Consider the following 24,187-nt stretch of genomic DNA (forward strand, 5'->3'; position numbering starts at 1 on the left):
ACCGCACGGTCGTCCCACTGACGCACGACCCACGCCGGGAGGCTCCTTTGCACCGCCGCACTGCGCTCTCCGTCTCCGCCGCCGCGTTCCTCGCCGCGGCCCCGCTGCTCACCGCCTGCGGCAGTGACGCCCACCCGGGGGCGGCGGCCGTCGTCGGCGGGCAGCGGATCGAGGTGTCCAGCCTCCAGGCCCAGGTCGAGGACGTGCGGGCCGCGCAGCAGGCCTCGCCGCAGTCCGCGACACTCCTCCGGGAGACCGGCGACCTCAGCCGGCAGAAACTGCACGACATGATCTTCGACCGGGTGGTCGACAGGGTCGCCGAGGACAACGGGGTCACCGCGAGCCGCGGCGAGATCCAGCAGGCCCGCGGCGAGTTCGCCCGCCAGAGCGGCGGCGAGGAGCAGATGGCGGCCGTGCTGCTCCAGCAGCGGGGCGTGGCGCCCGACCGGATCGACGACGTCGCCCGCCGGGCCGTCCTGATGAACAAGATCGCCGAGAAGCTGGGCGCCACCGACACCCCCGAGGGCCAGAAGAAGCTCACCGAGGCCTTCAGCCAGGCCTCCAAGGACCTGCGGATCGACGTGAACCCGCGCTACGGCAGCTGGGACGACGACAAGATCACCCTCGCCACCTACTCCGCGCCATGGGTGCGGCAGATCAGCAAGGCCCCGGCGGCGGGCGCCTGAGGGGCCCTTCCGGGACGACGTAGGGTCGAGGGGTGAACACCGACACCTCCGGCACCGACACCCCCGGCACTCCCGGCGCCGACGCCGCCGGCCGCATCGTCCTGCTCACCGCCAGCCACCGGGTGGCGCCGGGCCTGCTGTCCTGGCCGGCCTGGCAGACGCTGCACGGGGCGGACCGGGTGCTGTGCGGCGACGCCGACCACCCGCAGCTGCCGTACCTGCGGGAGGCCGGGGTCGCCGTCGAGCTGCTCCGGCCCTCCGCGCCGGAGCTCGTCGAGGCCTGTGCGGGCGGCCGGACCGTCGTCGTGCTGCCGTCGGGCGAGGGGGACCGGGCGCTGACCGACGGGCTCGCGCGGATGGCCGGCTCCGGTCGGGCCGTCATGCCCGACCTGGAGCTGCTGCCCGGCTCGTACGACCTGCCGGGGGCCCGGCTGCTCGACCTCGTCCAGGTCATGGACCGGATCCGGCGCGAGTGCCCCTGGTCCTCGCGGCAGACCCACCAGGGCCTCGCGAAGTACGGCATCGAGGAGGCGTACGAGCTCGTCGAGGCCATCGAGGACGGTGACCGGGAGGCGCTGCGCGAGGAGCTGGGCGACGTGCTGCTGCAGGTCGTGTTCCACGCGCGGATCGCGCAGGAGGACGCGGAGGAGCCGTTCTCGGTCGACGACGTGGCCGGGACGATCGTGGAGAAGCTGATCCACCGCCACCCGCACGTCTTCGGGGACGCGACGGCGACGACGCCGGAAGAGGTCAAGGAGCACTGGCTGCGGACCAAGGCCGTGGAGAAGCAGCGGGAGTCCGTGACCGACGGGGTGCCGCTCGGCCAGCCGGGGCTCGCCCTCGCGGCGAAGCTCGCGAGCCGGGTGCGGACCGCCGGGCTCGACGTGGCGCCGCCCACGGGTGACGGCGTCGGCTACGAACTGCTCGCCCTGGCCGTACGGGCGGAGGCCGCCGGGGTGGACCCGGAGGCGGCGCTGCGGGCGGCGGGCCGGCTCTACCGCGACGAGATCCGTGCGGCGGAGGGCGTGGAGACGGCGTAGGGCACACCCGGGTGGGGGTCAGGGCCGGCGGGCCTCGGGGTCGTGCCAGTGGATCTGCGGCGGCTCGATCAGCCACTCGGCGCGGCTGCCCGGGCGGGTGGTGAAGCGGCCCACGGCCGGCAGGCGGTCGCGGAAGACCCGGACCGGGTCGGTGCCGAGCTCCTCCAGCTCCTCGGCGACCTCGGCGAGGAAGGCCGGCGGGCCGGCGAGGTAGACGTCGTGGGCGGGCCAGTTGACGCAGGACCGCAGCGCCTGGACGAGCCGCTCGGTGGCCTGGTCGCGGGGGCGGCGGGGGGCCGCGGTGATGTAGGTGACGTGCAGGCCGGGTATCGCCTCGCGGAGACGTTCGGCGTCGGCCCGCCCGTACAGGTACTCCTTGGCGCGGGCCACCACGAACAGGCGCCCCTGCAGCCGCGGTTCGTCCTGCGCGGCCTCTTCGAGCAGCGCGCGGACCGGGGCCCAGCCGGTGCCGGCCGCTATATAGGTGCGCGGTTTGCCGGGCGGGGTGCGGGCGGTGAGCGCGCCGCCCGGGCTGCTGAGCCGCAGTGTCTCGCCCACCCGCAGGCGCTCGGTGAGCGCGGTGCTCATCAGCCCGCCCCTGATGCGGCTGACGTGCAGGTCGAGCGTGCCGTCGGCGCGGGGCGCGTTGGCGAGGGAGTACGTGCGCCAGATCCGGGGCACGTGCAGCGAGCTGACGCTCACGTACTGCCCGGCGAGGTACGGGTAGGGCTGCCGGGGGCGCAGGGTCAACAGGGTCAGGTCCTCGCCGTGGCGTTCGTGCCGGACGACGTCGGCGTCCCACCAGGCGGGCAGGCCCTCCGCCGCGGCCTCCTCGGCCCCGGCCGACATCAGGTCGGCGACCCGCCCGTAGGCCTCGGTCCACGCCTTCTCCGCCTCCAGGGTCCAGGCGGCGCCGGCGGCGTGCGCGAAGGCGGCGAGCAGGCTGGCTCCGACCGCGCTGTAGAGCGCGGGGGTGGCGAGGAACTTGCGGTGATCGCGGCCCAGCTGCCCGAGGTAGCCGACGAGCGCGGGGTCCTCCAGGTGGGTCACCACATGGGTGAGCGCGGCGAAGAGCCGGTCCCGCTGAGCGCCCATCTCCTGGGGGAAGAGCTCGCGGACGCCCGGGTTGTGCCAGAACAGATGGGAGTAGAAGAAGGTGGCGGCGTGCTCGGCCCGTCTCTCGACGACCGCGAACGTGTTCCTGAGCAACTGGGCATCCACGCGGTGAATCTAAGCCACGCAGCGTCACCGCATAGGAGGATCGCGTACGGACATGTCACCTCACGCGGTGGCGCCCGTCCGTGACCTCGGGCCAGGCCGTCTCTTCCGGATCGCGCCGGGCCCGATCCGAAAGGGACCGCCCGGCCGGCGCGGAGGGGCTCCGGGCGCGGGGCCCGGCCGTCCCCTTGTACGGTCGGGGAGTGAGTGCCACCCCCTCTTCCGTCCCGCCCGGCCCCGAGCTCTTCACCTGGGAGTTCGCCACCGACCCGTACCCCGCGTACGCCTGGCTGCGCGAGCACGCTCCCGTGCACCGCGCGAAGCTGCCCAGCGGGGTCGAGGCCTGGCTGGTGACCCGGTACGCCGACGCGCGGCAGGCGCTGGCGGACCAGCGGCTCTCGAAGAACCCGGCGCACCACGACGAGCCCGCGCACGCCAAGGGCAAGACCGGCATTCCGGGCGAGCGCAAGGCCGAGCTGATGACGCATCTGCTCAACATCGACCCGCCGGACCACACCCGGCTGCGCCGGCTCGTGTCGAAGGCGTTCACGCCGCGCCGGGTGGCGGAGTTCGCGCCGCGGGTGCAGGAGCTCACCGACCGGCTCATCGACGGCTTCGCCGAGCGGGGCGAGGCGGACCTCATCCACGAGTTCGCCTTCCCGCTGCCCATCTACGCCATCTGCGACCTGCTCGGGGTTCCGGGCGAGGACCAGGACGACTTCCGCGACTGGGCCGGGATGATGATCCGGCACGGCGGCGGACCGCGCGGCGGCGTCGCGCGCTCGGTGAAGAAGATGCGCGGCTACCTCGCGGAACTCATCCACAAGAAGAGGGAGGAGCCGGGGGACGACCTGATCTCCGGGCTCATCAAGGCCTCGGACCACGGTGAGCACCTCACCGAGAACGAGGCCGCCGCCATGGCCTTCATCCTTCTCTTCGCCGGCTTCGAGACGACCGTCAATCTGATCGGCAACGGGATGTACGCGCTGCTGCGCCATCCCGGTCAGCGCGAGCGGCTCCAGGAGTCGCTCGCCGCCGGGGAGACGGGGCTGCTGGAGACCGGCGTCGAGGAGCTGCTGCGGTACGACGGACCCGTGGAGCTGGCGACCTGGCGGTTCGCCACGGAGGCGCTGACCATCGGCGGGCAGGAGATCCCGGCCGGCGACCCGGTCCTGGTGGTCCTCGCCGCGGCGGACCGGGATCCGGCGCGGTTCGACGAGCCGGACACCCTGGATCTGGCGCGGCGCGACAATCAGCACCTCGGCTACGGCCACGGCATCCACTACTGCCTGGGCGCGCCGCTGGCCCGCCTGGAGGGACAGGCGGCGCTGGCGACGCTGTTGACTCGCCTGCCAGACCTGCGACTTGGGGTTGATCCGGAGGAACTGCGGTGGCGCGGGGGGCTCATCATGCGTGGCCTACGCACCCTTCCGGTGGAGTTCACGCCTTCCCACAAAGGGACGCATAACTGACGGGGCGTCAAGAATGTGATCTTCGCGTGATCTCCGCTGCATCGACTTGTGACTCACGTTCGAATGCCGCTACGTTCACCCGCAGTCTCAGCAGTCACGCGAAAGGCACTCCGCATGCGCTCCGGAAACGGACGTCACCGCAGACCCCGCCAGGCTCCCGCACTCGTCGTCGCGGCGGGAGTCACCGGCTCGGCCATGGCGCTGCCCCTGCTCGCCACCGGCTCGGCCTCCGCCGCTGACGCGACGACATGGGACCGGGTCGCCGAGTGCGAGTCCGGCGGCGCCTGGAGCGCCAACTTCGGCAACGGGCTCTACGGCGGCCTGCAGTTCTCCCAGGAGAGCTGGGAGCGGCACGGCGGCCTCGCCTACGCGCCGAGCGCCGACCTCGCGAGCCGCGCCCAGCAGATCACCATCGCGGACCGTGCGCTCGCCGCGGGCGACACCCAGTGGGCCACCTGCGCCCCGATCGCCGGCCTGAAGAACGACGGCAAGGCGCCCGCGGTGAACCCGGGCCCGGGCGTGACGCCCAAGAAGTCGACGGGTCCCGTCCCGGAGTCCAACCGCACCGACGGCCTGCCCGCCGGCTCCGGCCAGGAGAGCGGGAAGCCCTCCACGGCCCCCACCGCGCCCACGGCCCCGGCCACGTCGGTGACCCCCGCGAACCCCACCACCCCCGCGCCCACGACGCCCGGGACCTCCACTTCGCCCGTGACGCCCGGTACGTCCGTGACGCCCGGTACGCCCGGTGTGCCCACGACGCCCGGTACCCCCGGCACGCCGGGCACCCCCGGTGCGCCGGGCACGACCGCGCCCGGCACCGGCAAGCACCGAGGTGACGCCGCGCCAGAAGAGCCGGGCAACTCGGACACCTCCACCGATTCCGGGCGCCACGCCGCTCCGGGTGACGAGGTGACGGGTGGCGCGACCGATGGCAAGACGGCGGGTAATTCGGACACCACGGACAAGGCGGGCGAATACACCGTTCAGCCGGGTGACAGCCTGTCGGGCATTGCGGAGGAGAACGGGCTCACGGGCGGCTGGAGCGCCCTCTACGGTGCCAACAAGAAGACCGTCGGCTCCGACCCCGACCTCATCCTTCCTGGTCAGAGCCTTGAGCTGGACCTCGGACTGACGGAATCCCAGAAGTAGTTCGGGGGTGAATGTCCGTTCTGTGTAAGTGAGACATGAGTCTCTCTTCCCGAACGGGCGTGTCACGTCCGCAAACTTTGCTTCAATCGCCCCTCACCTGCGCAAACACCTCCTGACGGTGTGCAAGTAGGGGCGATTTTTCCGTCTTGAGGGTCTTTGAACTTCCCCCGGCTCTATGTCTACGGTCGTGACCGCTCGCCACCGCGGGCCCCGCCGACCGGTACGCCGAATCCTGCCGCCGGACGGAGGGAACAGTCGTCGCGCAAGCGCCGAAGGCAGGACCGGGGGACCCAAGGTAAGTGCCGGTCCCGGCCGTTGAGACAGACGGCCGACGATCGGCTTGGGGTGGAGCCGCGTGCAAGGTCACGCGGCCGGGCAACTCACTCGCCCGAACCCGACAGCTCACCTCGTAGGCGTCGGTGAGGAGAACTTCCATGCTGCTTTCCGGCAAGGGCAAACACCGTCGTGCCGCCAAGGCCACCCGCATCGTCGCGCTGGCCGGTGTCGCCGGCGTCGCCGTCGCGGCCCCGCTGATGACCGCGGGCACTGCCTCGGCCGCCACCGCCTCCGAGTGGGACGCCGTCGCCCAGTGCGAGTCCGGCGGCAACTGGTCCATCAACACCGGCAACGGCTTCTACGGCGGTCTGCAGTTCTCGGCCTCCACCTGGGCCGCGTACGGCGGCACCGCCTACGCCCCGAGTGCCGACCAGGCCTCCAAGTCCCAGCAGATCGCCGTCGCCGAGAAGGTCCTCGCGGGCCAGGGCAAGGGCGCGTGGCCGAGCTGCGGCGTGGGCCTGTCCGGCGCGTCCTACGACGGTGGCGCCGCCGAGGCGGCCCCGCAGCCCGCCGCGCCGAAGCGCTCCACCGAGCAGCCGGCGACCCGCAGCGAGCAGCGTCAGGCGCCGAAGAAGACCGCTCCGAAGAACGAGTCCAAGAAGACCGTCACCACCCCGACCGGCAAGAAGGTCAAGAAGGGCGACGGCGAGTACAAGGTCGTCGCCGGTGACACCCTCAGCAAGATCGCCCAGGCGCACGGCGTCAAGGGCGGCTGGGAGAAGCTCTTCCAGCTGAACAAGGGCGTCGTCGAGAACGCCGACCTGATCTACCCGGGCCAGCAGCTCCACCTCAAGTGAGCCTGCCGACCCTCCCGCGGTGACTGACCACCCCGGCCCGGAGCGCCCTTCCCCCGTGCGCGCTCCGGGCCGGGGTTTCTCCGCTCTCTACGGTTACCCTCCAGTAGATCTGGGGCCTTTCGTCCCCGGATGCATGCCCTTGGGTCCTTTTTCGTCCCAGGGGGCGGGCGCCCGGCTGGCTGGAGCCCCCGAGCCGGTTAGGCTCTTGTCGCAAGGCGAACGAGACCTTGCCGCATGCGTCACAACCAGCGTCACATCCCAGAAGGAGATGCTCGTGCCGTCCATCGACGTCGTCGTAGCCCGGGAAATCCTGGACTCCCGAGGCAACCCCACGGTCGAGGTCGAGGTCGGCCTCGACGACGGCAGCACCGGCCGTGCTGCCGTTCCGTCCGGTGCCTCCACCGGTGCGTTCGAGGCCCTCGAGCTCCGCGACGGTGACCCCAACCGTTACCAGGGCAAGGGCGTGGAGAAGGCCGTTCTCGCCGTCATCGAGCAGATCGGCCCCGAGCTGGTCGGCTACGACGCCACCGAGCAGCGCCTGATCGACCAGGCGATGTTCGACCTGGACGCCACCCCGGACAAGTCCTCGCTCGGCGCCAACGCCATCCTCGGCGTCTCCCTCGCCGTCGCGCACGCCGCCTCCGAGGCCTCGGACCTGCCGCTCTTCCGCTACCTCGGCGGCCCGAACGCGCACCTGCTGCCCGTTCCGATGATGAACATCCTGAACGGCGGCTCGCACGCCGACTCCAACGTGGACATCCAGGAGTTCATGATCGCCCCGATCGGCGCGGAGTCCTTCTCCGAGGCCCTCCGCTGGGGCACCGAGGTCTACCACACCCTCAAGTCCGTCCTGAAGACCAAGGGCCTGTCCACCGGTCTCGGTGACGAGGGCGGCTTCGCCCCGAACCTCGGCTCCAACCGCGAGGCCCTCGACCTCATCCTCGAGGCCATCAAGCAGGCCGGCTACGTCCCCGGCAAGGACATCGCGCTCGCGCTCGACTGCGCCGCCTCCGAGTTCTACAAGGACGGCAAGTACGAGTTCGAGGGCAAGGCCCGCTCGGCCGCCGAGATGACCGAGTACTACGAGGAGCTCGTCTCCGCGTACCCGCTCGTGTCCATCGAGGACCCGCTGTTCGAGGACGACTGGGCCGGCTGGAAGGTCATCACCGACAAGCTCGGCGCCAAGGTGCAGCTCGTCGGCGACGACCTCTTCGTCACCAACCCGGAGCGCCTCGCCCGCGGCATCGAGGAGGGCTCGGCGAACGCCCTGCTCGTCAAGGTCAACCAGATCGGCTCGCTGACCGAGACCCTGGACGCCGTCGAGCTCGCCCAGCGCAGCGGCTTCAAGTGCATGATGTCCCACCGCTCCGGCGAGACCGAGGACGTCACCATCGCCGACCTCGCCGTCGCCACCAACTGCGGCCAGATCAAGACCGGCGCCCCGGCCCGCTCCGAGCGCGTCGCCAAGTACAACCAGCTCCTGCGCATCGAGGAGATCCTCGACGACGCCGCGGTCTACGCCGGCCGCAGCGCCTTCCCGCGCTTCAAGGGCTGACCTGCCCCGACGCCGTAGCCACGGACTTTGCATCCGGAGAACTGAACAGGGCGCAAAGGCGTAGCGAAGCGAAGCGTCCCCGCACTCGGTCCCGTACCGTGTGCGGGGACGTACGCATGACCAGGACCCACGAGTGACGGGGAGGCGCACGACATGGCCGTGAAGGACCGGGACCGGTTCTCGACCGCGACCCGGATCAGGCTGCTCGGCGAGCAGACCGCCGCCCGTGTCTACCGCTCCCAGACCCGCCGTCAGGCGCGCCGCTCCCGGCTCACCGGCCGCGCGGCCTTCCTGGCCCTCGTCGTCTGCTCGCTCGTGGTGGCGCTCGCCTATCCGATGCGGCAGTACGTGTCCCAGCAGGGCGAGATCGCCGACCAGGAGCGCAAGGCCGCCGAGGCCGCCCGCCGGGTCGAGGACCTGCGGGACGAGAAGGCCCGCCTCCAGGACCCGGCCTACGTCCGCCGGCTGGCCCGCGAGCACCTCCACTACGTGATGCCCGGCGAGACCGGCTTCACCGTGAACGACCCCGACGCGGAGCACCGGCCCCGCACCGACCAGGGCGCGACGGACCGCCCCTGGTACGACAACCTGTGGGACGGCGTGGACCACGCCGACCGCCCGTAGACGTCGCAACCACGCCACGAGACCCGAGCAAGGCAGACATGGAAACGCCCCCTCCGCAGACCGAACGCACCGAGCCCACCGACGCGGACGTCGCCGCGTTCGAGGCCCAGCTCGGCCGGCCGCCCCGCGGCCTGCGTGCCATCGCGCACCGCTGCCCGTGCGGCAACCCGGACGTCGTCGAGACCGCGCCCCGGCTCCCCGACGGCACGCCGTTCCCGACCACGTACTACCTGACCTGCCCGCGCGCCGCCTCCGCCATCGGCACCCTGGAGGCCAACGGGGTCATGAAGGAGATGCAGGCCCGGCTCGCGACCGACCCGGAGCTGGCCGCCGCCTACCGGGCCGCGCACGAGGACTACATCGCGCGCCGCGACGCCATCGAGGTCCTGGAGGGCTTCCCGAGCGCCGGCGGCATGCCGGACCGGGTCAAGTGCCTGCACGTCCTCGTCGGGCACTCGCTCGTGGCGGGCCCGGGCGTGAACCCCTTCGGCGACGAGGCCCTCGCGATGCTGCCCGAGTGGTGGGCGAAGGGCCCCTGCGTCACCCCCTGCGCGGACAAGGACGAGGAGCAGAAGTGACCCGGGTCGCCGGAATCGACTGCGGTACGAACTCCATCCGCCTTCTCGTCGCCGACGTGCACCCGGAGACGGGCGAGCTGATCGAGCTGGACCGGCGGATGACCATCGTCCGGCTCGGCCAGGGCGTCGACCGGACCGGCCGGCTCGCGCCCGAGGCGCTGGAGCGGACCTTCGCCGCCTGCCGTGACTACGCGGCGGTCATCGAGGAGCTCGGCGCGGAGAAGCTGCGCTTCGTCGCCACCTCCGCGTCCCGCGACGCCGAGAACCGGGACGACTTCGTGCGCGGGGTCGTCGAGATCCTCGGCGTGGAGCCCGAGGTCATCACCGGTGACCAGGAGGCCGAGTTCTCCTTCACGGGTGCCACCGGCGAGCTGCACGGCGACGACCGGCGGCTCGTGGTGGACATCGGCGGGGGCTCGACCGAGTTCGTGGTCGGCAACCGGCACGTCGAGGCGGCCCGGTCGGTCGACATCGGCTGCGTACGCCTGACCGAGCGGCACGTCCGGCACGACCCGCCGACCGCCGAGGAGATCGCCGCGATCCGCGCCGACGTGCGGGCCGCGCTGGACCTGGCCGCCGAGACCGTGCCGCTCACGGAGGCCGGGACCCTGGTCGGCCTGGCCGGCTCGGTCACCACGGTCGCCGCCGTCGCGCTGGGGCTCCCGGAGTACGACTCCACGAAGATCCACCACTCCCGGATCTCCCGCGCGCAGGTCGACGCGGTGGTGGACCGGCTGCTGGGCTCCACGCACGACGAGCGGGCCGCGATCGCGGTCATCCACCCCGGCCGGGTCGACGTGATCATCGCCGGCGCGCTGGTCCTGGTGGAGATCATGGAGCGGACCGGGGCCGCCGAGGTCGTCGTCAGCGAGCACGACATCCTCGATGGGATCGCCCTATCCGTCGCATAGCGGGCCGCTATCGCCCCCGCCCATGACCACATGGCGAGAAAGTTCGTGAAGTTCTTCACAAGAGAAAGGGCCCCGAGGGTGCCCGAGGAGGGTCTTGAAGCCCTCCGAGGGGCCCCTCAGGGCCCTTTCGCAGGTATGGAGGCCACTTCGCTCGATGTTTCCATCGTGTGAACGCATCCCTTGGTTCAGCGTTAAGGAAGGCTCTCCGGGCCAGTTCACAGGGGGTGAACAACGTCCACCGCCACACCCTGGTTCCTTTGCTGGACCATGACCTGGGTCACGTGGGCGGCGGAGTGTAGCAGAGGTGCCGTCGGACCTTGTGAAGGGGCGCACGAGCAACCCCCCTGGAGGGGGTGGATACTCGATGGCATGAGCACCACGGAGCGTCCCAGGATCCTCGTAGTAGGCGGTGGGTACGTAGGCCTGTACGCAGCTCGGCGCATCCTCAAGAAGATGCGCTTCGGCGAGGCGACCGTCACGGTCGTCGACCCGCGGTCGTACATGACCTACCAGCCCTTCCTCCCCGAAGCCGCCGCCGGCAGCATCTCGCCGCGCCACGTCGTCGTCCCGCTGCGACGCGTCGTGCGTGGAGCCGAGGTGCTCACCGGTCGGGTCACCACCATCGACCAGGACCGCAAGGTCGCCACGATCGCGCCGCTCGTCGGCGAGGCGTACGAGCTGCCGTTCGACTACCTGGTCATTGCGATGGGTGCCGTCTCCCGTACCTTCCCGATCCCCGGCCTCGCCGAGCAGGGCATCGGCATGAAGGGCATCGAGGAGGCCATCGGCCTGCGCAACCACGTCCTCGAGCAGCTCGACAAGGCCGACTCGACCACCGACGAGGAGGTCCGCCGCAAGGCGCTGACCTTCGTCTTCGTGGGCGGCGGCTTCGCCGGCGCGGAGACCATCGGCGAGGTCGAGGACATGGCCCGCGACGCGGCGAAGTACTACCAGAACGTCAAGCGCGAGGACATGCGCTTCGTCCTGGTCGACGCCGCCGACAAGATCCTTCCCGAGGTCGGCCCGAAGCTCGGCCAGTACGGCAAGGAGCACCTCGAGAGCCGCGGCATCGAGATCTACCTCCAGACCTCGATGGACTCCTGCGTCGACGGCCACGTCGTGCTGAAGAACGGCCTCGAGGTCGACTCCAACACGATCGTGTGGACCGCCGGTGTGAAGCCGAACCCGGCGCTCGCCCGCTTCGGTCTGCCGCTCGGCCCCCGCGGCCACGTGGACTGCAACGAGAAGCTCCAGGTCAACGGCCTCGACTACGTGTGGGCCGCGGGCGACAACGCCCAGGTCCCGGACATGGCCTCGCGCCGTGCCGGTGTCGAGAACGCCTGGTGCCCGCCGAACGCCCAGCACGCGCTGCGCCAGGCCAAGGTCCTCGGCGACAACGTGGTGTCCGGCATGCGCGGCTTCCCGCAGAAGGAGTACGCGCACTCCAACAAGGGCGCCGTCGCGGGCCTCGGCCTGCACAAGGGCGTCGCGATGATCGTCCTGGGCAAGACGAAGATCAAGCTCAAGGGCCGTCTCGCCTGGTACATGCACCGTGGCTACCACGGCATGGCGATGCCGACCTGGAACCGCAAGATCCGCATCTTCGCCGACTGGACCCTGGGCATGTTCCTCAAGCGCGAGGTCGTCTCCCTGGGTGCCATGGAGACGCCGCGCGAGGAGTTCTACGAGGCGGCCAAGCCCGCCCCGGCTCCGGCCGCCCCGGCTCAGGAGAAGGCCAAGGCCTCCTAAGGCCCCAGCCCCCCAGCAGTAACCCGAAAGGGCCGTCCGCCATCCGTGGTGCGGACGGCCCTTCGCGTGTTTTTCACAGCGTTTACGCATGGGAGGGGATGGGTTCGCCTACGGACGGTGTTCTCCTGGTGACAAGCATGTCTGGGGCACAGATCACGGAGGTGTTGCACCATGGCCGACGCCGCGTCGCGGCTGACCGCACTTGCCGAGGACGTGCTGGGAGCGAAGCTCCCCGTGCGCCTGCGGGCCTGGGACGGCAGCGAATCCGGTCCTGCGGGCGGCCCCGTCCTGATCGTCCGCGACCGCCGGGCCCTGCGCCGGCTGTTGTGGAAGCCGGGCGAGCTGGGGCTTGCCCGGGCCTGGGTGGCCGGGGAGATCGATGTCGAGGGCGACCTCTACACGGTCCTGGACCGGCTCGCCGGGTTCATCTGGGAGCGGGACGAGGAGCCGCGCGGCGCCCTGGAGGTGGTGCGCGACCCGAGGGTGCGCGCGGCGGCCCGGGCGCTGCTGAAGCTGGCCGGTCCCTTCCCGCCGCCGAAGCCGCCCGCGGAGGAGATGCGCGGGCGCAGCGGCGCGTCGCACAGCAAGCGGCGGGACAAGCAGGCGATCAGTCACCACTACGACGTGGGCAACGACTTCTACGAGCTGGTGCTCGGTCCGTCGATGGTCTACTCGTGCGCGTACTGGACGGACGGCGGGACGCTGGAGGAGGCCCAGCGCGACAAGCTGGACCTGATCGCCCGCAAGCTGGCGCTGAAGGAGGGCGACCGGCTGCTCGACGTGGGCTGCGGCTGGGGATCGATGGCGATCCACGCGGCGCGCGAGTACGGCGCCCGGGTCGTGGGCGTGACGCTCTCGCGGGAGCAGGCCGCGTTCGCCCGCAAGCGGATCGCCGAGGAGGGGCTGACGGACCGGGTCGAGATCCGGGTCCAGGACTACCGGGACGTCGTGGACGGGCCGTACGACGCGATCTCCTCGATCGGCATGGCCGAGCACGTGGGCGCCGTGAAGTACCGGGAGTACGCGGACACGCTGTACGGGCTCCTGAAGCCGGGCGGGCGGCTGCTGAACCACCAGATCTCGCGCCGCCCGGAGCCCGACGAGGAGGCGTACCGGGTGGACCCCTTCATCGACGCGTACGTGTTCCCGGACGGTGAACTGGCGCCGATGGGGCGGACGCTGACGACCCTTGAGGACGCGGGTTTCGAGGTCCGGGACGTGGAGGCGATCCGCGAGCACTACGCGCTGACGCTGCGGCGCTGGGTGGCGAACCTGGAGGCGGAGTGGGAGACGGCGGTCCGGTTCACGTCGCCGGCGCGGGCGCGGATCTGGCGCCTGTACATGGCGGCCTCGGCGGTCTCCTTCGAGCGCAACCGGATCGGGGTGAACCAGTTCCTGGCGGTGCGGACGCGGGGCGGGGGCGCCTCGGGGCTTCCCTTGCGGTCGCGGGTGTGGAGTGAGTCCGAGGCTGCCCAAGGGCGCTGATACGTTCGGAAGTTCAGGCTCCGGGTAGGCGGGGTGCCGGTGAGAACCGGCACCCCGCTTCCTTTGCCGTCCGTTTTGTCATGTATGCGTCGATTCGCTCGACCCGAGGGGGAACCGTGCACCGTCCCACCCGTCTGCTGATCGCCCTGGCCGCCGCCGTCGGCCTGCTCGCCGTCCCATCGCCCGCGGGCGCCGCCGACGCCCCCGTCACCACCACCGCCACCTTCAACGACCCGTCGGGCGACGCCGCCGCCCAGGACCGCATCCGGGCCCACGTCATCGACCTCATCGGCCGGGCGCCGGCCGGCTCCACCATCACCGCCGGGCTCTACACCTTCACCGAGGACACCGTCACCGACGCCCTCGGCGCCGCCAAGGCCCGCGGCGTGAACGTCAGGGTGATCGTCGACCACACCTCGGTCACCATGACCGGAGGCGAGTACGACCGCCTCGCCGCGCGGCTGGGCACCGACCGCTCCCAGGGCTCCTGGGTCCTCGCCTGTCCCGCGGGCCGCGGATGCATCGGCTCCCGGCAGCTGCCCGGCGACGCCGACGGCGCCATCAACCACAACAAGTTCTGGCTGTTCTCCAGCACGGGCGGCGCGAGCGACGTCGTCGTGCAGACCTCGGCCAACATGACCGGCGTCCAGCGCACCGACCTGTTCAACAACGCCGTCACCATCGTCGACAGCGGCCTCTACGGCATCTACCAGGACTACTTCGCCGACCTGCTGGCCTACGGCACCTCCGCCACCGGGCTGAGCCACTACTACAAGACGCCGGCCAGCGGCCCCTACAAGGCGTACTTCTTCCCCCGCAAGGAGGCCGCGGGCACCACGTACGACAACGACGCCTCCACCGACACGGTCAAGCTGATCCTGGACAACGTCGGTTGCGCCGGCGGCACCCAGATCCGGATGGCCGCCAACCTCTTCACCCGTGACGAGGTCGCGAGCAAGCTCGTCGCCCTGAAGAACGCCGGCTGCTCGGTGATCCTCGCCCACGACGGCTACCCCGGCTCCATGGGCTCGGGCGTCGAGTCGATCATCTCGGGCAAGCTCACCCAGCGCGTCCAGTGCTACGAGGACCGGGGCGCCGGCGTCGCCAAGGCGGGTCTGCACTCCAAGTACCTGCTGGTCGAGGGCACGTACGACGGCGTGGCGGGCAGGAAGCTCCTCTGGACCGGCAGCCACAACTACACCTACCCGGCGCTGCGGGCCAACGACGAGACCCTGCTGAAGATCGACAATGCGGCGCTCTACGACCAGTTCAAGGCCAACCACCAGTACCTGATGACGTACTGCGCGGGCAGCTGACCCGTACCCGCGAACGCCGAAGGGCCGGGTTCCCGCGGGAACCCGGCCCTTCACGTCGTACCGAGCCCTACTCGGCCTTGATCGCCTGCAGCATGTTCAGCTTCGCCGCGCTGCGCGCCGGCCACAGGGAGGCCAGGACGCCGACCAGACCGGCGAGGAGCAGGAAGATCCCGATCCGGCCCCACGGCAGGACCAGCGCGTAGTGCGGCAGGCTGTCCCGCAGCGTCTCGCCGATCGCCCAGCCCAGGAAGGAACCGAGGGCGATGCCGATCACCGCGCCGAACAGCGAGATGACCACGGCCTCCAGGCGGACCATCCGCTTCACGCGGCGCCGGTCGAGGCCGATCGCCCGCAGCATGCCGATCTCCTGCTGGCGCTCGAAGACCGACATCGCCAGCGTGTTGACGACACCGAGCACCGCGATGATCAGTGCCATCGCGAGCAGGCCGTACATGATGTTCAGCATCATGTTGATGATGCCGCCGAACTGGTCGCGGATGTCCTTCTGGTCCATCACGCTCATGGCCGGGTTGTCGCCGAGCGACTTCGTCACGGCCTTCTCGGCCGCGGCCGACGGGCCGCCGTCCATCTTCACGAAGATCTGCGGGATGTACGGCTTGGGGTCGTGAGCGGTGAGGATCTTCGCGTCCAGGACGAGGGGCGAGACGAACTCGCTGTCCTCGAAGATCGCGCCGACCTTCAGCTGCGCCTTCTTCTTGTCGCCGAACTCCACCGGCAGGGTCGAGCCGATCTTCCAGCCCCGCTTGTCGGCGGTCTTGTCGGCGACCGCGACCTGTCCGTCGGCGAGCGAGCCGAGCGAGCCGTCGACCACCTTGAGGTTCAGCACCTTCTCGACGTCGCCCGGAGTGACACCGGAGACGGACGCGAAGTCGCCCTTCACCTCGACCCAGCCGGCCTGCTGCGGGGAGACCGCGGTGGCGCCGGGGGTCTTGCGCACCGCGTCCAGGGCGGCCTGGTTGAGGCCGTCGCCGCTGGCCATGGTGATCATGTAGTCGGCCTTGATCTGGTCCGTCGTCATCCGGTCCACGGCCGAGCCGACCGTGGTGCCGAGCACCGAGAGACCGGTGACCAGGGTGAGGCCGATGGCGAGCGCGGAGGCCGTGGCGCCGGTGCGGCGCGGGTTGCGGACCGCGTTCTGACCGGCCAGCGAGCCGGCCACCCCGAAGGCCTTGAGGACCGGGCGGGCGAGCGCGTTCACCGGGCGGGCCAGCAGCGGGATCAGGATGATCACGCCGATGAGCGCGAGGAAGGCGCCCAGGCCGATGAGCATCCGGCCGCTGTCGCCGCCCGTGGAGGCGCCGCCGGCGATGGCCAGCAGGCCGAGGCCGGTGATGATGCCGCCGATGATGTTGCGCGTCACCAGGGACTTGGTGGTGGCCACCGCGTGGACGCTGTTCATGGCGGCGACCGGCGGGATCTTCGCGGCGCGGAAGCCCGGCAGCAGCGCGGCCACCATGGTGACGACGATGCCGACGGCGAGCGCCGCGACCAGCGGGGAGGCGCCGATGACCAGGTCACCGGCCGGGATCTTGAGACCGAAGGCGTTCATGCCGGAGCGCAGGCCCGCGGCGAGTCCGATGCCCAGCACGAAGCCGATCGCGGAGGCGACGAGACCGACCAGGCCGGCCTCGGCCAGCACCGAGCGGGTGATCTGGCCCCGGGAGGCGCCGACGGCGCGCATCAGGGCGAGTTCCTTGGTGCGCTGGGCGATCAGCATGGTGAAGGTGTTGGAGATCAGGAAGACGCCGACGAACAGCGCGATGGCGGCGAAGGCCAGCAGCATCGTGCTGAGGTTGCTCAGCCCGCTCTCGATGTCCTTGGCCTGCTGGTCGGCGAGCGCCTGACCGGTCTGGGCCTCGGCCTTGTCGCCGACGATCGGCTTGACCGCGGCGAGGATCTTCTCGGCGTCGGCACCGGGCTTGCCGGTGACGTTGACGTCCTGGAAGTGGCCGGGGCGCAGGAAGAGCTTCTGGGCGACGTCGGTGTCGAAGAGGACGAGGCTGCCGCCGGCGTTCACGGCGCCGTCCTCGGTGGTGAAGACGCCGGTGAGCGTGTAGGTCTCGACGGGGCCGTTGGTGGCCACGCGGACCTGGTCGCCGACCTTGTAGCCGCCCTTGTCGGCGGACTCCCGGTCGAGCGCGATCTCGTCGTCCTTCACCGGGCCGTTCCCCGAGGTGAAGGAGTACGCGGAGTCCTTGCCGTCCCGGCCGGGGGCGAAGTTGGTGCCCTTGTTGGACCAGCCGGCGCCGATCAGCTTGCCGTCCTTGTCCGGCACGCCGGCGAAGCCGTTGACGCGGCCGGTGGCGGAGGCGACTCCGTCGATCTCGGCGATCTTCTGCCGGGTCTGCTCGGACAGGCCCGGCACGGAGTTCGGGTCCTTGTCGTCCGGCGTGGCCGAGACGGCGACGGCGATGTCGTCGTAGCTTTTGGCGGACTGGTTGCGGAAGGCGTTGGAGAGGGTGTCGGTGAAGACCAGGGTGCCGGACACGAAGGCCACGCCGAGCATCACGGCGAGCACGGTCATCAGCAGCCTGGCCTTGTGCGCGAGCACGTTGCGCAGGGCGGTACGGAACATGGGGTGTCCTGAACGGAAGGTGGGACGGAAAGGACGGGTGCGGCCCTGGGGCCGGGGCTCAGCTCGTGCGGCCCTTGGCGTCGAAGGCCTTCATGCGGTCGAGCACGCCGTCCGCCGTCGGGTGGAGCATCTCGTCGACGATCCGTCCGTCCGCGAGGAAGATGACACGGTCGGCGTAGGACGCGGCGACCGGGTCGTGAGTCACCATCACGACCGTCTGGCCGAGCTCGCGCACCGAGTTGCGCAGGAAGCCGAGGACCTCGGCACCGGAGCGCGAGTCGAGGTTTCCGGTCGGCTCGTCACCGAAGATGATCTCGGGCCGGGAGGCCAGTGCGCGGGCCACGGCCACACGCTGCTGCTGGCCGCCGGAGAGCTGCGAGGGGCGGTGGCCGAGCCGGCCGGACAGGCCGATCATGTCGATGACCGACTGCACCCACTGCTTGTCGGGCTTGCGGCCGGCGATGTCCATCGGCAGCGTGATGTTCTCCAGTGCCGTCAGCGTCGGCAGCAGGTTGAACGCCTGGAAGATGAAGCCGATCTTGTCCCGGCGCAGCTGGGTGAGCTGCTTGTCCTTCAGGGTGCCGAGCTCGGTGTCGCCGAGCCGGACGGAGCCGGAGGAGAAGGAGTCGAGACCGGCGACGCAGTGCATGAGGGTCGACTTGCCGGAGCCGGAGGGGCCCATGATGGCGGTGAACTCGCCCTGCCGGAAGTCCACGGTCACCCGGTCCAGAGCGACCACCTGGGTCTCACCCTGTCCGTAGACCTTCGAGAGGTCGGTGGCGCGGGCGGCCACCGCGGTGGCGCGGGGCACGGTGGGGGTGGTGGTCACGACGGCGACTCCTGTCACTGCGACTGTTCGGGAACCACTCCATCGTGTCGAACGTTGGGACGCGGGACGTCCGTCCACGTGCCCGTTCCCGGGGCAGTCTCGAGTCGGACCGCCGGGGTGCGCCCTCATCCTGAGGTATGACGCCGACCCTGAGGCGCCGACCCCGTTCGGGTGTGCCCGGGATGTGCCCGAGGCGTGGGCGTGCCGTGTGGGCGAGGTGACAGAGTGTGGTGGCGTCAGGCGGCGAGTTTTCGTCAATCCGGGGGCCTCGCCTTTGCGGTCGCGACCCAGGTCACACTTCGTCAGAGGGGCCCCCACCTGCACTGACACCCCCTCAGGTGTCAATAAAATAAGACAACATCGGGCAGGCGTTCCGCTGAACGGGCGACGCGCCCCGATAGGCTCGTGTGCCGACGCGGAGCTTCGCGCGACGCCCGGATGGTGGAATGCAGACACGGCGAGCTTAAACCTCGCTGGCCTTCAGGCCGTACCGGTTCGAATCCGGTTCCGGGCACCCCCTCGCCTCGGCGATCCCTCGGCGCTCATCGACACGATCGTATAAAGATCCTCCCCGAGCACGAGGGAGTTCCTTTTGCCTTCGCATTACTCTTGACGCAAGGCCGCGCAGTGCGGCCATGAAGGAGTGAGATGAGGAGCAGCAACCCGGTCTTCTCGCGACGGGGGTTCAGCCGCGACAACGGCTACGCCGGCTTCAACGCGCAGCAGCCGCAGGCCGGGGGCCCCGCCGTTGGAACCAACCCGTACGCCACCGGCAACCCGTACGCCGAGGGTGCGGCGAACCCGTACGCGACCAACCCCTACGCGCCGCAGGACACCCTGGGCGCGCCGCAGCAGGCCCGCGGCAACGTCATGACCATCGACGACGTCGTCAGCCGCACGGCGATGACGCTCGGCACGGTCGTGCTCACCGCAGTGCTGGCCTGGCTGCTGCTGCCGGTCGACCCGGCGAACCTGGGCAAGTCCTACGGCATCGGCATCGGCGCGGGCCTCGTGGCCCTGGTCCTGTCGCTCGTCCAGTCGTTCAAGCGCAAGCCGTCCCCGGCGCTGATCCTCGGCTACGCGGCCTTCGAGGGCGTCTTCCTCGGGGTGATCTCCGCCGCCGTGTCGACGTACGTCGCCGACGGTGTGGTTCCCCAGGCGGTGCTCGGCACGATGGCGGTCTTCGCCGGCGTGCTGATCGCCTACAAGATGCGCTGGATCCGCGTCACCCGCCGTTTCTACGGCTTCGTGATGGCGGCCGCGATCGGCTTCGTGCTGCTGATGGCGGTCAACATGCTCTTCGCCGTCTTCGGCGGCGGTGACGGCCTCGGCTTCCGCAGCGGCGGCCTCGGCATCCTGTTCGGCGTCATCGGCATCATCCTGGGTGCCTGCTTCCTGGCCCTCGACTTCAAGCAGGTCGAGGACGGCATCACCTACGGCGCTCCGCGCGAGGAGTCCTGGCTGGCGGCCTTCGGCCTCACCATGACCCTGGTGTGGATCTACATGGAGTTCCTGCGCCTGCTGTCGATCCTCCAGGGCGACGACTGACGCACCGTGTGACCCGGGAAGGGCCCGTCCGGCATCCGCCGGGCGGGCCCTTCCGCCGTTCCCGGGGACCAGGGCGGGCGCCCCTGCCGCACACCGGTCGCCCGCACGGAACGCCCCGGCCTGATCCGAACGAAACGGCCTAGGACACATGGGCGTCCAGCAGCACCCTGGCGGCGTCCTTGGCCTGCACGGCGGGCTCCGAGGTGCCCTGGATGCCCGCGACGGCCATGGCGCCGTTCGCCAGCAGGGCCAGCTGGTCGGCGAGCGCGGGCGGGGCGTTCATGGCGGCGGTCTGCTCCGCGAAGTAGTCCCGCAGGGCCTGCTTGTGCCCGCGGGCGATCTCCGCGATGTCGGGGGAGATGCCGCCCATCTCGCCGAAGGTGTTGATGAAGGCGCAGCCCCGGAAGGCGGGGTCGGCGAACCAGTCGCCGAGGTAGTCGAAGACCGCCAGCGCACGCTGGTAGGGGTTGGTGGCGTGGGTGGTGCCGTGGGCCGCGATCGCCTCGCGGACGGCGCCGTCGCGGCGCTTGAGGACCGCCCAGACCAGATGGTCCTTGGAGGGATAGAGCTGGTACAGGCGTTTCAGCGAGACGCCGGACGCGCTGCGGATGGCGTCCATCCCGACGGCCTGGACGCCCTTCTCGTCGAACAGGGCCTCGGCCGTCTCCAGCAGTCTCAGCTCGGCGGTTTCGGCGTCCATGACCGGTCACCCCTCGCAGAGAACCGTCGTTCTCCCACTCTAACCGGGCGGGAGAACGATGGCCCCCCGGTCCGTCAGAGCATGCGGCGGGCCGCCCGGCGGAGGTCGTACTCGTGGATGATCGCCTTGGCGTGGCCGTAGGCGAGACCGTGCTCGCCGCGCAGCCAGCTGACCATCTCCTCGAAGCGGATGAGGGAGGGGCCGTCCTCGACGGCCTTCAGCCAGTCGGCGATCTCACGACCGGTGCAGTGCGGGATGCGGGCGAGCAGATTGCGATGGGTCTCTTCGGAGAAGGTGTGGGACATCGGCGCCTCCGGACGCGTTGTGCCGTGTGCTCCTTCACGCCACCGTGCCCCAGTGTTCGCCCGTTGGCAATGGTCCCCGGACGGCGCGTAGGGTCGCGGGGTGCGCGATACGAGTGAACTGACCGCCGCCGCAGAGCGGTTCGCCGACCGGCTGCGGGCCGCCCCGCACAGCCGGCTCCAGCGCGGCGCCGCCGCCGAAGGGCTGGCGCTGGCCAGGGAGTTGGCCGTCCGGGCGCAGCGGCTGGAGTTCCCGGACCGGGAGCCGCGGACCATCCCGGACGCGGGGGTGTTCGTGGTCGCCGACCAACTGGCGGTCGCCGCCGCGGATCTGGCCGAAACATTGCGAACGGCCCCGGACGCCCCCGAGGGGGAGCTGGACGAGGCCGTGGGACTGGTGCGGGCCGCGGAGGCCCGCGCGGGGCTCTAGCGCGCCGAGCGGGCTTACAGGCTGGCGATCACGCGGTCGGCGAGGATGTACACGTTGTCCTCGGCCGCGTCACCGCACGAGAAGGTCAGGGCGTAGGCGCCGGAGACGCCCGAGCCGCCGAGCAGGACCGGGGCCCGGCCCGCCCGCAGCGCCTCGGCGAGACGTTCGGCGGTCTCGCGGTGGCCGGGGGTCATACACAGCGTGGTGCCGTCGGCGAAGACGTACACGTCCAGCGTGCCCAGCGGGCCGGGGCGGACGTCCGTCAGGGCCGTGCGCGTGTCGGCGAGCTCCTCCAGGCGCGCCACCGTGCGCTCGTGGTCGGTGACGACCGGCGTACGGACCGGCACGAAGTCGGGGTGCGAGGGGTGACGACGGCGGGCCGCGGCCAGCTCCGGGGAGTCCTCCGGGTGCTCGGGGAACTCCTCCAGCTCGGCGAAGCTGTCGAAGGGGTCGAGCGCGTCCTGGGCGTCCCGGCCCTCACGCCCGTCGAGAGCGGCGGCCTCCGCCTCCATTGCCTCCAGCGCCATCGCCTCCAGGCCCACGAAGTCGGCCTGGCGCGGCACGTAGTACGGACCCTCCTCGGCCGGACCGCCGAGCAGCGACGGGGCGTCGGCGGCGTCCCGGGCCTCCTGCGCGGCCCAGAAGGCGCGCGCCTCGGCGAGCTCCCGCTCGCGCTCCTCGGCCAGGGCCTCGGCGACCGCGGCCCGTATCTCGGCGGCGGGCGTCTGACGGGCGGCCGGCACGGACAGGCCCCGCGCGGCGGCGAGTTCGCCACGCAGCGCGGTGACCTGCTTACGGAGAGCGTGGGCGGAGTGCAAGGCGGCGGCACCCACGGCCGTGGCAGCGGCCGTGGTCACCAGCAGGGCAAGAGACAGTGCGCTCACTGACGTACTCCCGATTCCGAGTCGATCCCCCGACTTCCTACATCAGCTTGTCGTGGGGTGCCGCCACCTGTCAGTGCATTACGTCACGAAATGGACAGGTATTTGTGCCTGGTGTTTAGTCCCGTTGCGGCGGTGACCTGGGAAAACAACTCTCCCCCGGGACGTATGTCACATCCTGGGGGAGATTCGGTCACGGCTTGGACGCGGGGCGGTTGACGGCCACTCTCCGTGGAGACCGCGTGCTCATCCTGCGAGCAAGGGCCCTCGTTCCTCGGGCGACCCCTACCCTCCGCTCAGGCTCAGCTCAGGTTCAGCTCAGCCGCTCGATGACCATGGCCATGCCCTGGCCGCCGCCGACGCACATGGTCTCCAGGCCGAACTGCTTGTCGTGGAACTGGAGGCTGTTGATGAGGGTGCCGGTGATGCGGGCGCCCGTCATGCCGAAGGGGTGGCCGACGGCGATGGCGCCGCCGTTGACGTTGACCTTGTCCAGGTCGAAGCCCAGGTCGCGGTAGGACGGGATGACCTGCGCGGCGAAGGCCTCGTTGATCTCGACCAGGTCGATGTCGCTCGAGGTCAGGCCGGCCCGCTGCATGGCCTGCTTCGACGCCTCGACCGGGCCGAGACCCATGATCTCGGGGGAGAGGCCGGAGACGCCGGTGGAGACGATCCGGGCCAGCGGGGTCAGGCCCAGCTCGCGCGCCTTGGTGTCGGACATGATCACGAGCGCGGCGGCGCCGTCGTTCAGCGGGCAGCAGTTGCCGGCCGTGACCAGGCCGTCGGGACGGAAGACCGGCTTGAGGCCGGAGACGCCCTCCAGGGTGACACCGGCGCGCGGGCCGTCGTCCGTGGAGACGACCGTGCCGTCCGGGAGCGTCACCGGGGTGATCTCGCGCTCCCAGAAGCCGTTCTTGATGGCCTGCTCGGCGAGGTTCTGCGAGCGCACGCCGAACTCGTCCATGTCCTGACGGGTGACGCCCTTCCAGCGCGCCAGGTTCTCGGCGGTCTGGCCCATGGCGATGTACGCGTCGGGGACGAGGCCGTCCTCGCGCGGGTCGTGCCAGGTGGAGCCCTCGGACGCGGCGACGGCGGCGGTGCGGGCCTCGGCGTCGGCGAAGAACGGGTTGTGCGTGTCGGGCAGCGAGTCGGAGTTGCCCTTCACGAAGCGGGACACCATCTCGACACCGGCCGAGATGAAGACGTCACCCTCGCCCGCCTTGATCGCGTGCAGCGCCATGCGGGAGGTCTGCAGGGAGGAGGAGCAGTAGCGGGTGACGGTGCAGCCGGGGAGGTGGTCCATGCCCATCTGCACGGCCACGATGCGGCCCAGGTTGTTGCCCTGCTCGCCGCCGGGCAGACCGCAGCCGAGCATCAGGTCGTCGATGTCGCGCGGGTCCAGCTCGGGGACCTTGGCGAGGGCGGCCTGGATGATCGTGGCGGTCAGGTCGTCGGGACGCAGGTCCTTCAGGGAGCCCTTGAAGGCCCGGCCGATCGGAGAGCGGGCGGTCGAGACGATGACGGCTTCGGGCATCACGGCTCCAGGAGGTCTGGGTGGGCGGACTGAAAGGGAAGTTACCTGCACGTACCGCGCGTGGTCACCGGGGACGGACTGTGATGCGGACCTCTTTTCTAAGCGCCCGCTCAGTCGGTGCGCCCCACCACCCAGTGTCCCGCGCCGCGCGACGGCGGGAAGGGGTCCGGGTCTTCCGCATAGGGCGGACGGCCGAGGGCGGCGGGAAGGTGTCCGGGCCCTCCGCACAGGACGGAGGGCCGACGACGGCGCGGAAGGCCCCGGAGCAGTGCGGCCAACGACGGCGGGAAGGAGTCCGGGGCCGGACGGCCAATGATGGCGGGGAAGGTCCCGGGGCCGGACGGCCGACGACGGCGGGGAGGGGTGCGGGGCCGGAGCGGGGGTGGGGGTGTCCGGACGTGGCGGCGACCTTCCCGAGCGAAGCGAAGGGAAGCTCGCAGTCCGGACACCC

21 protein-coding genes, 1 tRNA gene and 1 riboswitch are annotated in these 24,187 nt (G+C 71.0%); of the genes, 15 read left to right on the top strand and 7 right to left on the bottom strand.

Going from position 1 to position 24,187, the window contains the following annotated elements; translation table 11 throughout:
• Window positions 1-47 precede the first annotated feature (47 nt).
• Together ACIRQF_RS35515 and ACIRQF_RS35520 are read left to right on the top strand one after the other, a co-directional pair.
• Window positions 48-686, top strand: a complete 639-nt coding sequence (locus tag ACIRQF_RS35515; RefSeq protein WP_376638299.1) for a SurA N-terminal domain-containing protein — start codon at window positions 48-50, stop codon at window positions 684-686.
• Window positions 687-718: 32 nt separating this feature from the next.
• On the top strand, window positions 719-1,726 hold the full coding sequence (locus tag ACIRQF_RS35520) for a nucleoside triphosphate pyrophosphohydrolase (RefSeq protein WP_403527000.1): 1,008 nt from the start codon (window positions 719-721) through the stop codon (window positions 1,724-1,726).
• Window positions 1,727-1,744: 18 nt separating this feature from the next.
• On the opposite strand, the gene ACIRQF_RS35525 is transcribed toward ACIRQF_RS35520, so the two are convergent.
• Entirely contained in the window at window positions 1,745-2,947 is a 1,203-nt protein-coding gene (locus ACIRQF_RS35525) for a globin domain-containing protein (RefSeq protein ID WP_382485241.1), read from the bottom strand.
• Window positions 2,948-3,132: 185 nt separating this feature from the next.
• On the opposite strand from ACIRQF_RS35525, the gene ACIRQF_RS35530 reads away from it, so the two are divergent.
• The 10 genes from ACIRQF_RS35530 (at window position 3,133) to ACIRQF_RS35575 (ending at window position 14,916) form a co-directional block, all read left to right on the top strand.
• Window positions 3,133-4,416, top strand: coding sequence for a cytochrome P450 (locus ACIRQF_RS35530; protein WP_404098812.1), 1,284 nt, complete (start codon window positions 3,133-3,135; stop codon window positions 4,414-4,416).
• A 114-nt stretch (window positions 4,417-4,530) separates the two neighbouring features.
• Entirely contained in the window at window positions 4,531-5,565 is a 1,035-nt protein-coding gene (locus ACIRQF_RS35535; protein ID WP_404098814.1) for a transglycosylase family protein, read from the top strand.
• A 257-nt stretch (window positions 5,566-5,822) separates the two neighbouring features.
• Window positions 5,823-5,996: riboswitch (cyclic di-AMP (ydaO/yuaA leader) on the top strand.
• Between the two features lie 3 nt (window positions 5,997-5,999).
• Window positions 6,000-6,698, top strand: a complete 699-nt coding sequence (locus ACIRQF_RS35540; RefSeq protein ID WP_382485248.1) for a transglycosylase family protein — start codon at window positions 6,000-6,002, stop codon at window positions 6,696-6,698.
• 268 nt (window positions 6,699-6,966) lie between these two features.
• The gene (eno, locus tag ACIRQF_RS35545; protein ID WP_376638305.1) at window positions 6,967-8,253 is read left to right on the top strand and encodes a phosphopyruvate hydratase; all 1,287 of its coding nucleotides are present in this window, start codon (window positions 6,967-6,969) and stop codon (window positions 8,251-8,253) included.
• 153 nt (window positions 8,254-8,406) lie between these two features.
• Window positions 8,407-8,877: a septum formation initiator family protein gene (locus ACIRQF_RS35550; RefSeq protein ID WP_376638306.1), complete on the top strand. Its 471-nt coding sequence runs from the start codon at window positions 8,407-8,409 to the stop codon at window positions 8,875-8,877.
• A 38-nt stretch (window positions 8,878-8,915) separates the two neighbouring features.
• Window positions 8,916-9,455, top strand: coding sequence for a DUF501 domain-containing protein (locus ACIRQF_RS35555; protein WP_376638307.1), 540 nt, complete (start codon window positions 8,916-8,918; stop codon window positions 9,453-9,455).
• On the top strand, window positions 9,452-10,366 hold the full coding sequence (locus tag ACIRQF_RS35560; RefSeq protein WP_404098818.1) for an exopolyphosphatase: 915 nt from the start codon (window positions 9,452-9,454) through the stop codon (window positions 10,364-10,366). The genes ACIRQF_RS35555 and ACIRQF_RS35560 overlap by 4 nt, the downstream gene beginning before the upstream one ends.
• A gap of 369 nt (window positions 10,367-10,735) precedes the next feature.
• A complete protein-coding gene (locus ACIRQF_RS35565; RefSeq protein ID WP_389753916.1) occupies window positions 10,736-12,115 on the top strand; it encodes an NAD(P)/FAD-dependent oxidoreductase in 1,380 nt (459 codons plus the stop codon).
• 171 nt (window positions 12,116-12,286) lie between these two features.
• A complete protein-coding gene (locus ACIRQF_RS35570; protein ID WP_382485256.1) occupies window positions 12,287-13,600 on the top strand; it encodes a class I SAM-dependent methyltransferase in 1,314 nt (437 codons plus the stop codon).
• Between the two features lie 116 nt (window positions 13,601-13,716).
• Window positions 13,717-14,916, top strand: a complete 1,200-nt coding sequence (locus tag ACIRQF_RS35575) for a phospholipase D-like domain-containing protein (RefSeq protein ID WP_404098822.1) — start codon at window positions 13,717-13,719, stop codon at window positions 14,914-14,916.
• 67 nt (window positions 14,917-14,983) lie between these two features.
• Here the strand turns inward: ACIRQF_RS35575 and ACIRQF_RS35580 are convergent, their stop codons facing one another.
• Complete coding sequence (locus ACIRQF_RS35580) at window positions 14,984-17,512, bottom strand: ABC transporter permease (RefSeq protein ID WP_404098824.1); 2,529 nt, start codon at window positions 17,510-17,512, stop codon at window positions 14,984-14,986.
• Between the two features lie 58 nt (window positions 17,513-17,570).
• Window positions 17,571-18,341 (bottom strand): ABC transporter ATP-binding protein, encoded by a 771-nt coding sequence (locus ACIRQF_RS35585; RefSeq protein WP_376638313.1) that lies wholly within the window; start codon window positions 18,339-18,341, stop codon window positions 17,571-17,573.
• A 432-nt stretch (window positions 18,342-18,773) separates the two neighbouring features.
• Between ACIRQF_RS35585 and ACIRQF_RS35590 the strand changes: the two genes are divergently transcribed.
• A tRNA-Leu gene (locus tag ACIRQF_RS35590) sits at window positions 18,774-18,855 on the top strand.
• 134 nt (window positions 18,856-18,989) lie between these two features.
• Window positions 18,990-19,889, top strand: a complete 900-nt coding sequence (locus ACIRQF_RS35595; RefSeq protein ID WP_376638314.1) for a Bax inhibitor-1/YccA family protein — start codon at window positions 18,990-18,992, stop codon at window positions 19,887-19,889.
• Window positions 19,890-20,028: 139 nt separating this feature from the next.
• On the opposite strand, the gene ACIRQF_RS35600 is transcribed toward ACIRQF_RS35595, so the two are convergent.
• Together ACIRQF_RS35600 and ACIRQF_RS35605 are read right to left on the bottom strand one after the other, a co-directional pair.
• Window positions 20,029-20,589 carry a TetR/AcrR family transcriptional regulator gene (locus ACIRQF_RS35600; protein WP_376638315.1) on the bottom strand — a complete coding sequence of 187 codons (561 nt, stop codon included), beginning with the start codon at window positions 20,587-20,589 and terminating at the stop codon, window positions 20,029-20,031.
• A 74-nt stretch (window positions 20,590-20,663) separates the two neighbouring features.
• Window positions 20,664-20,894 carry a DUF4287 domain-containing protein gene (locus tag ACIRQF_RS35605; RefSeq protein WP_376638316.1) on the bottom strand — a complete coding sequence of 77 codons (231 nt, stop codon included), beginning with the start codon at window positions 20,892-20,894 and terminating at the stop codon, window positions 20,664-20,666.
• Between the two features lie 100 nt (window positions 20,895-20,994).
• On the opposite strand from ACIRQF_RS35605, the gene ACIRQF_RS35610 reads away from it, so the two are divergent.
• Entirely contained in the window at window positions 20,995-21,321 is a 327-nt protein-coding gene (locus ACIRQF_RS35610; protein WP_376638317.1) for a hypothetical protein, read from the top strand.
• A 14-nt stretch (window positions 21,322-21,335) separates the two neighbouring features.
• On the opposite strand, the gene ACIRQF_RS35615 is transcribed toward ACIRQF_RS35610, so the two are convergent.
• The gene (locus tag ACIRQF_RS35615; protein ID WP_404098829.1) at window positions 21,336-22,205 is read right to left on the bottom strand and encodes a hypothetical protein; all 870 of its coding nucleotides are present in this window, start codon (window positions 22,203-22,205) and stop codon (window positions 21,336-21,338) included.
• Window positions 22,206-22,515: 310 nt separating this feature from the next.
• Window positions 22,516-23,736, bottom strand: coding sequence for an acetyl-CoA C-acetyltransferase (locus tag ACIRQF_RS35620; RefSeq protein WP_376638319.1), 1,221 nt, complete (start codon window positions 23,734-23,736; stop codon window positions 22,516-22,518).
• Window positions 23,737-24,187 lie beyond the last annotated feature (451 nt).

This window comes from Streptomyces sp. NPDC101191 (assembly GCF_044767915.1).
GTDB lineage: Bacteria > Actinomycetota > Actinomycetes > Streptomycetales > Streptomycetaceae > Streptomyces.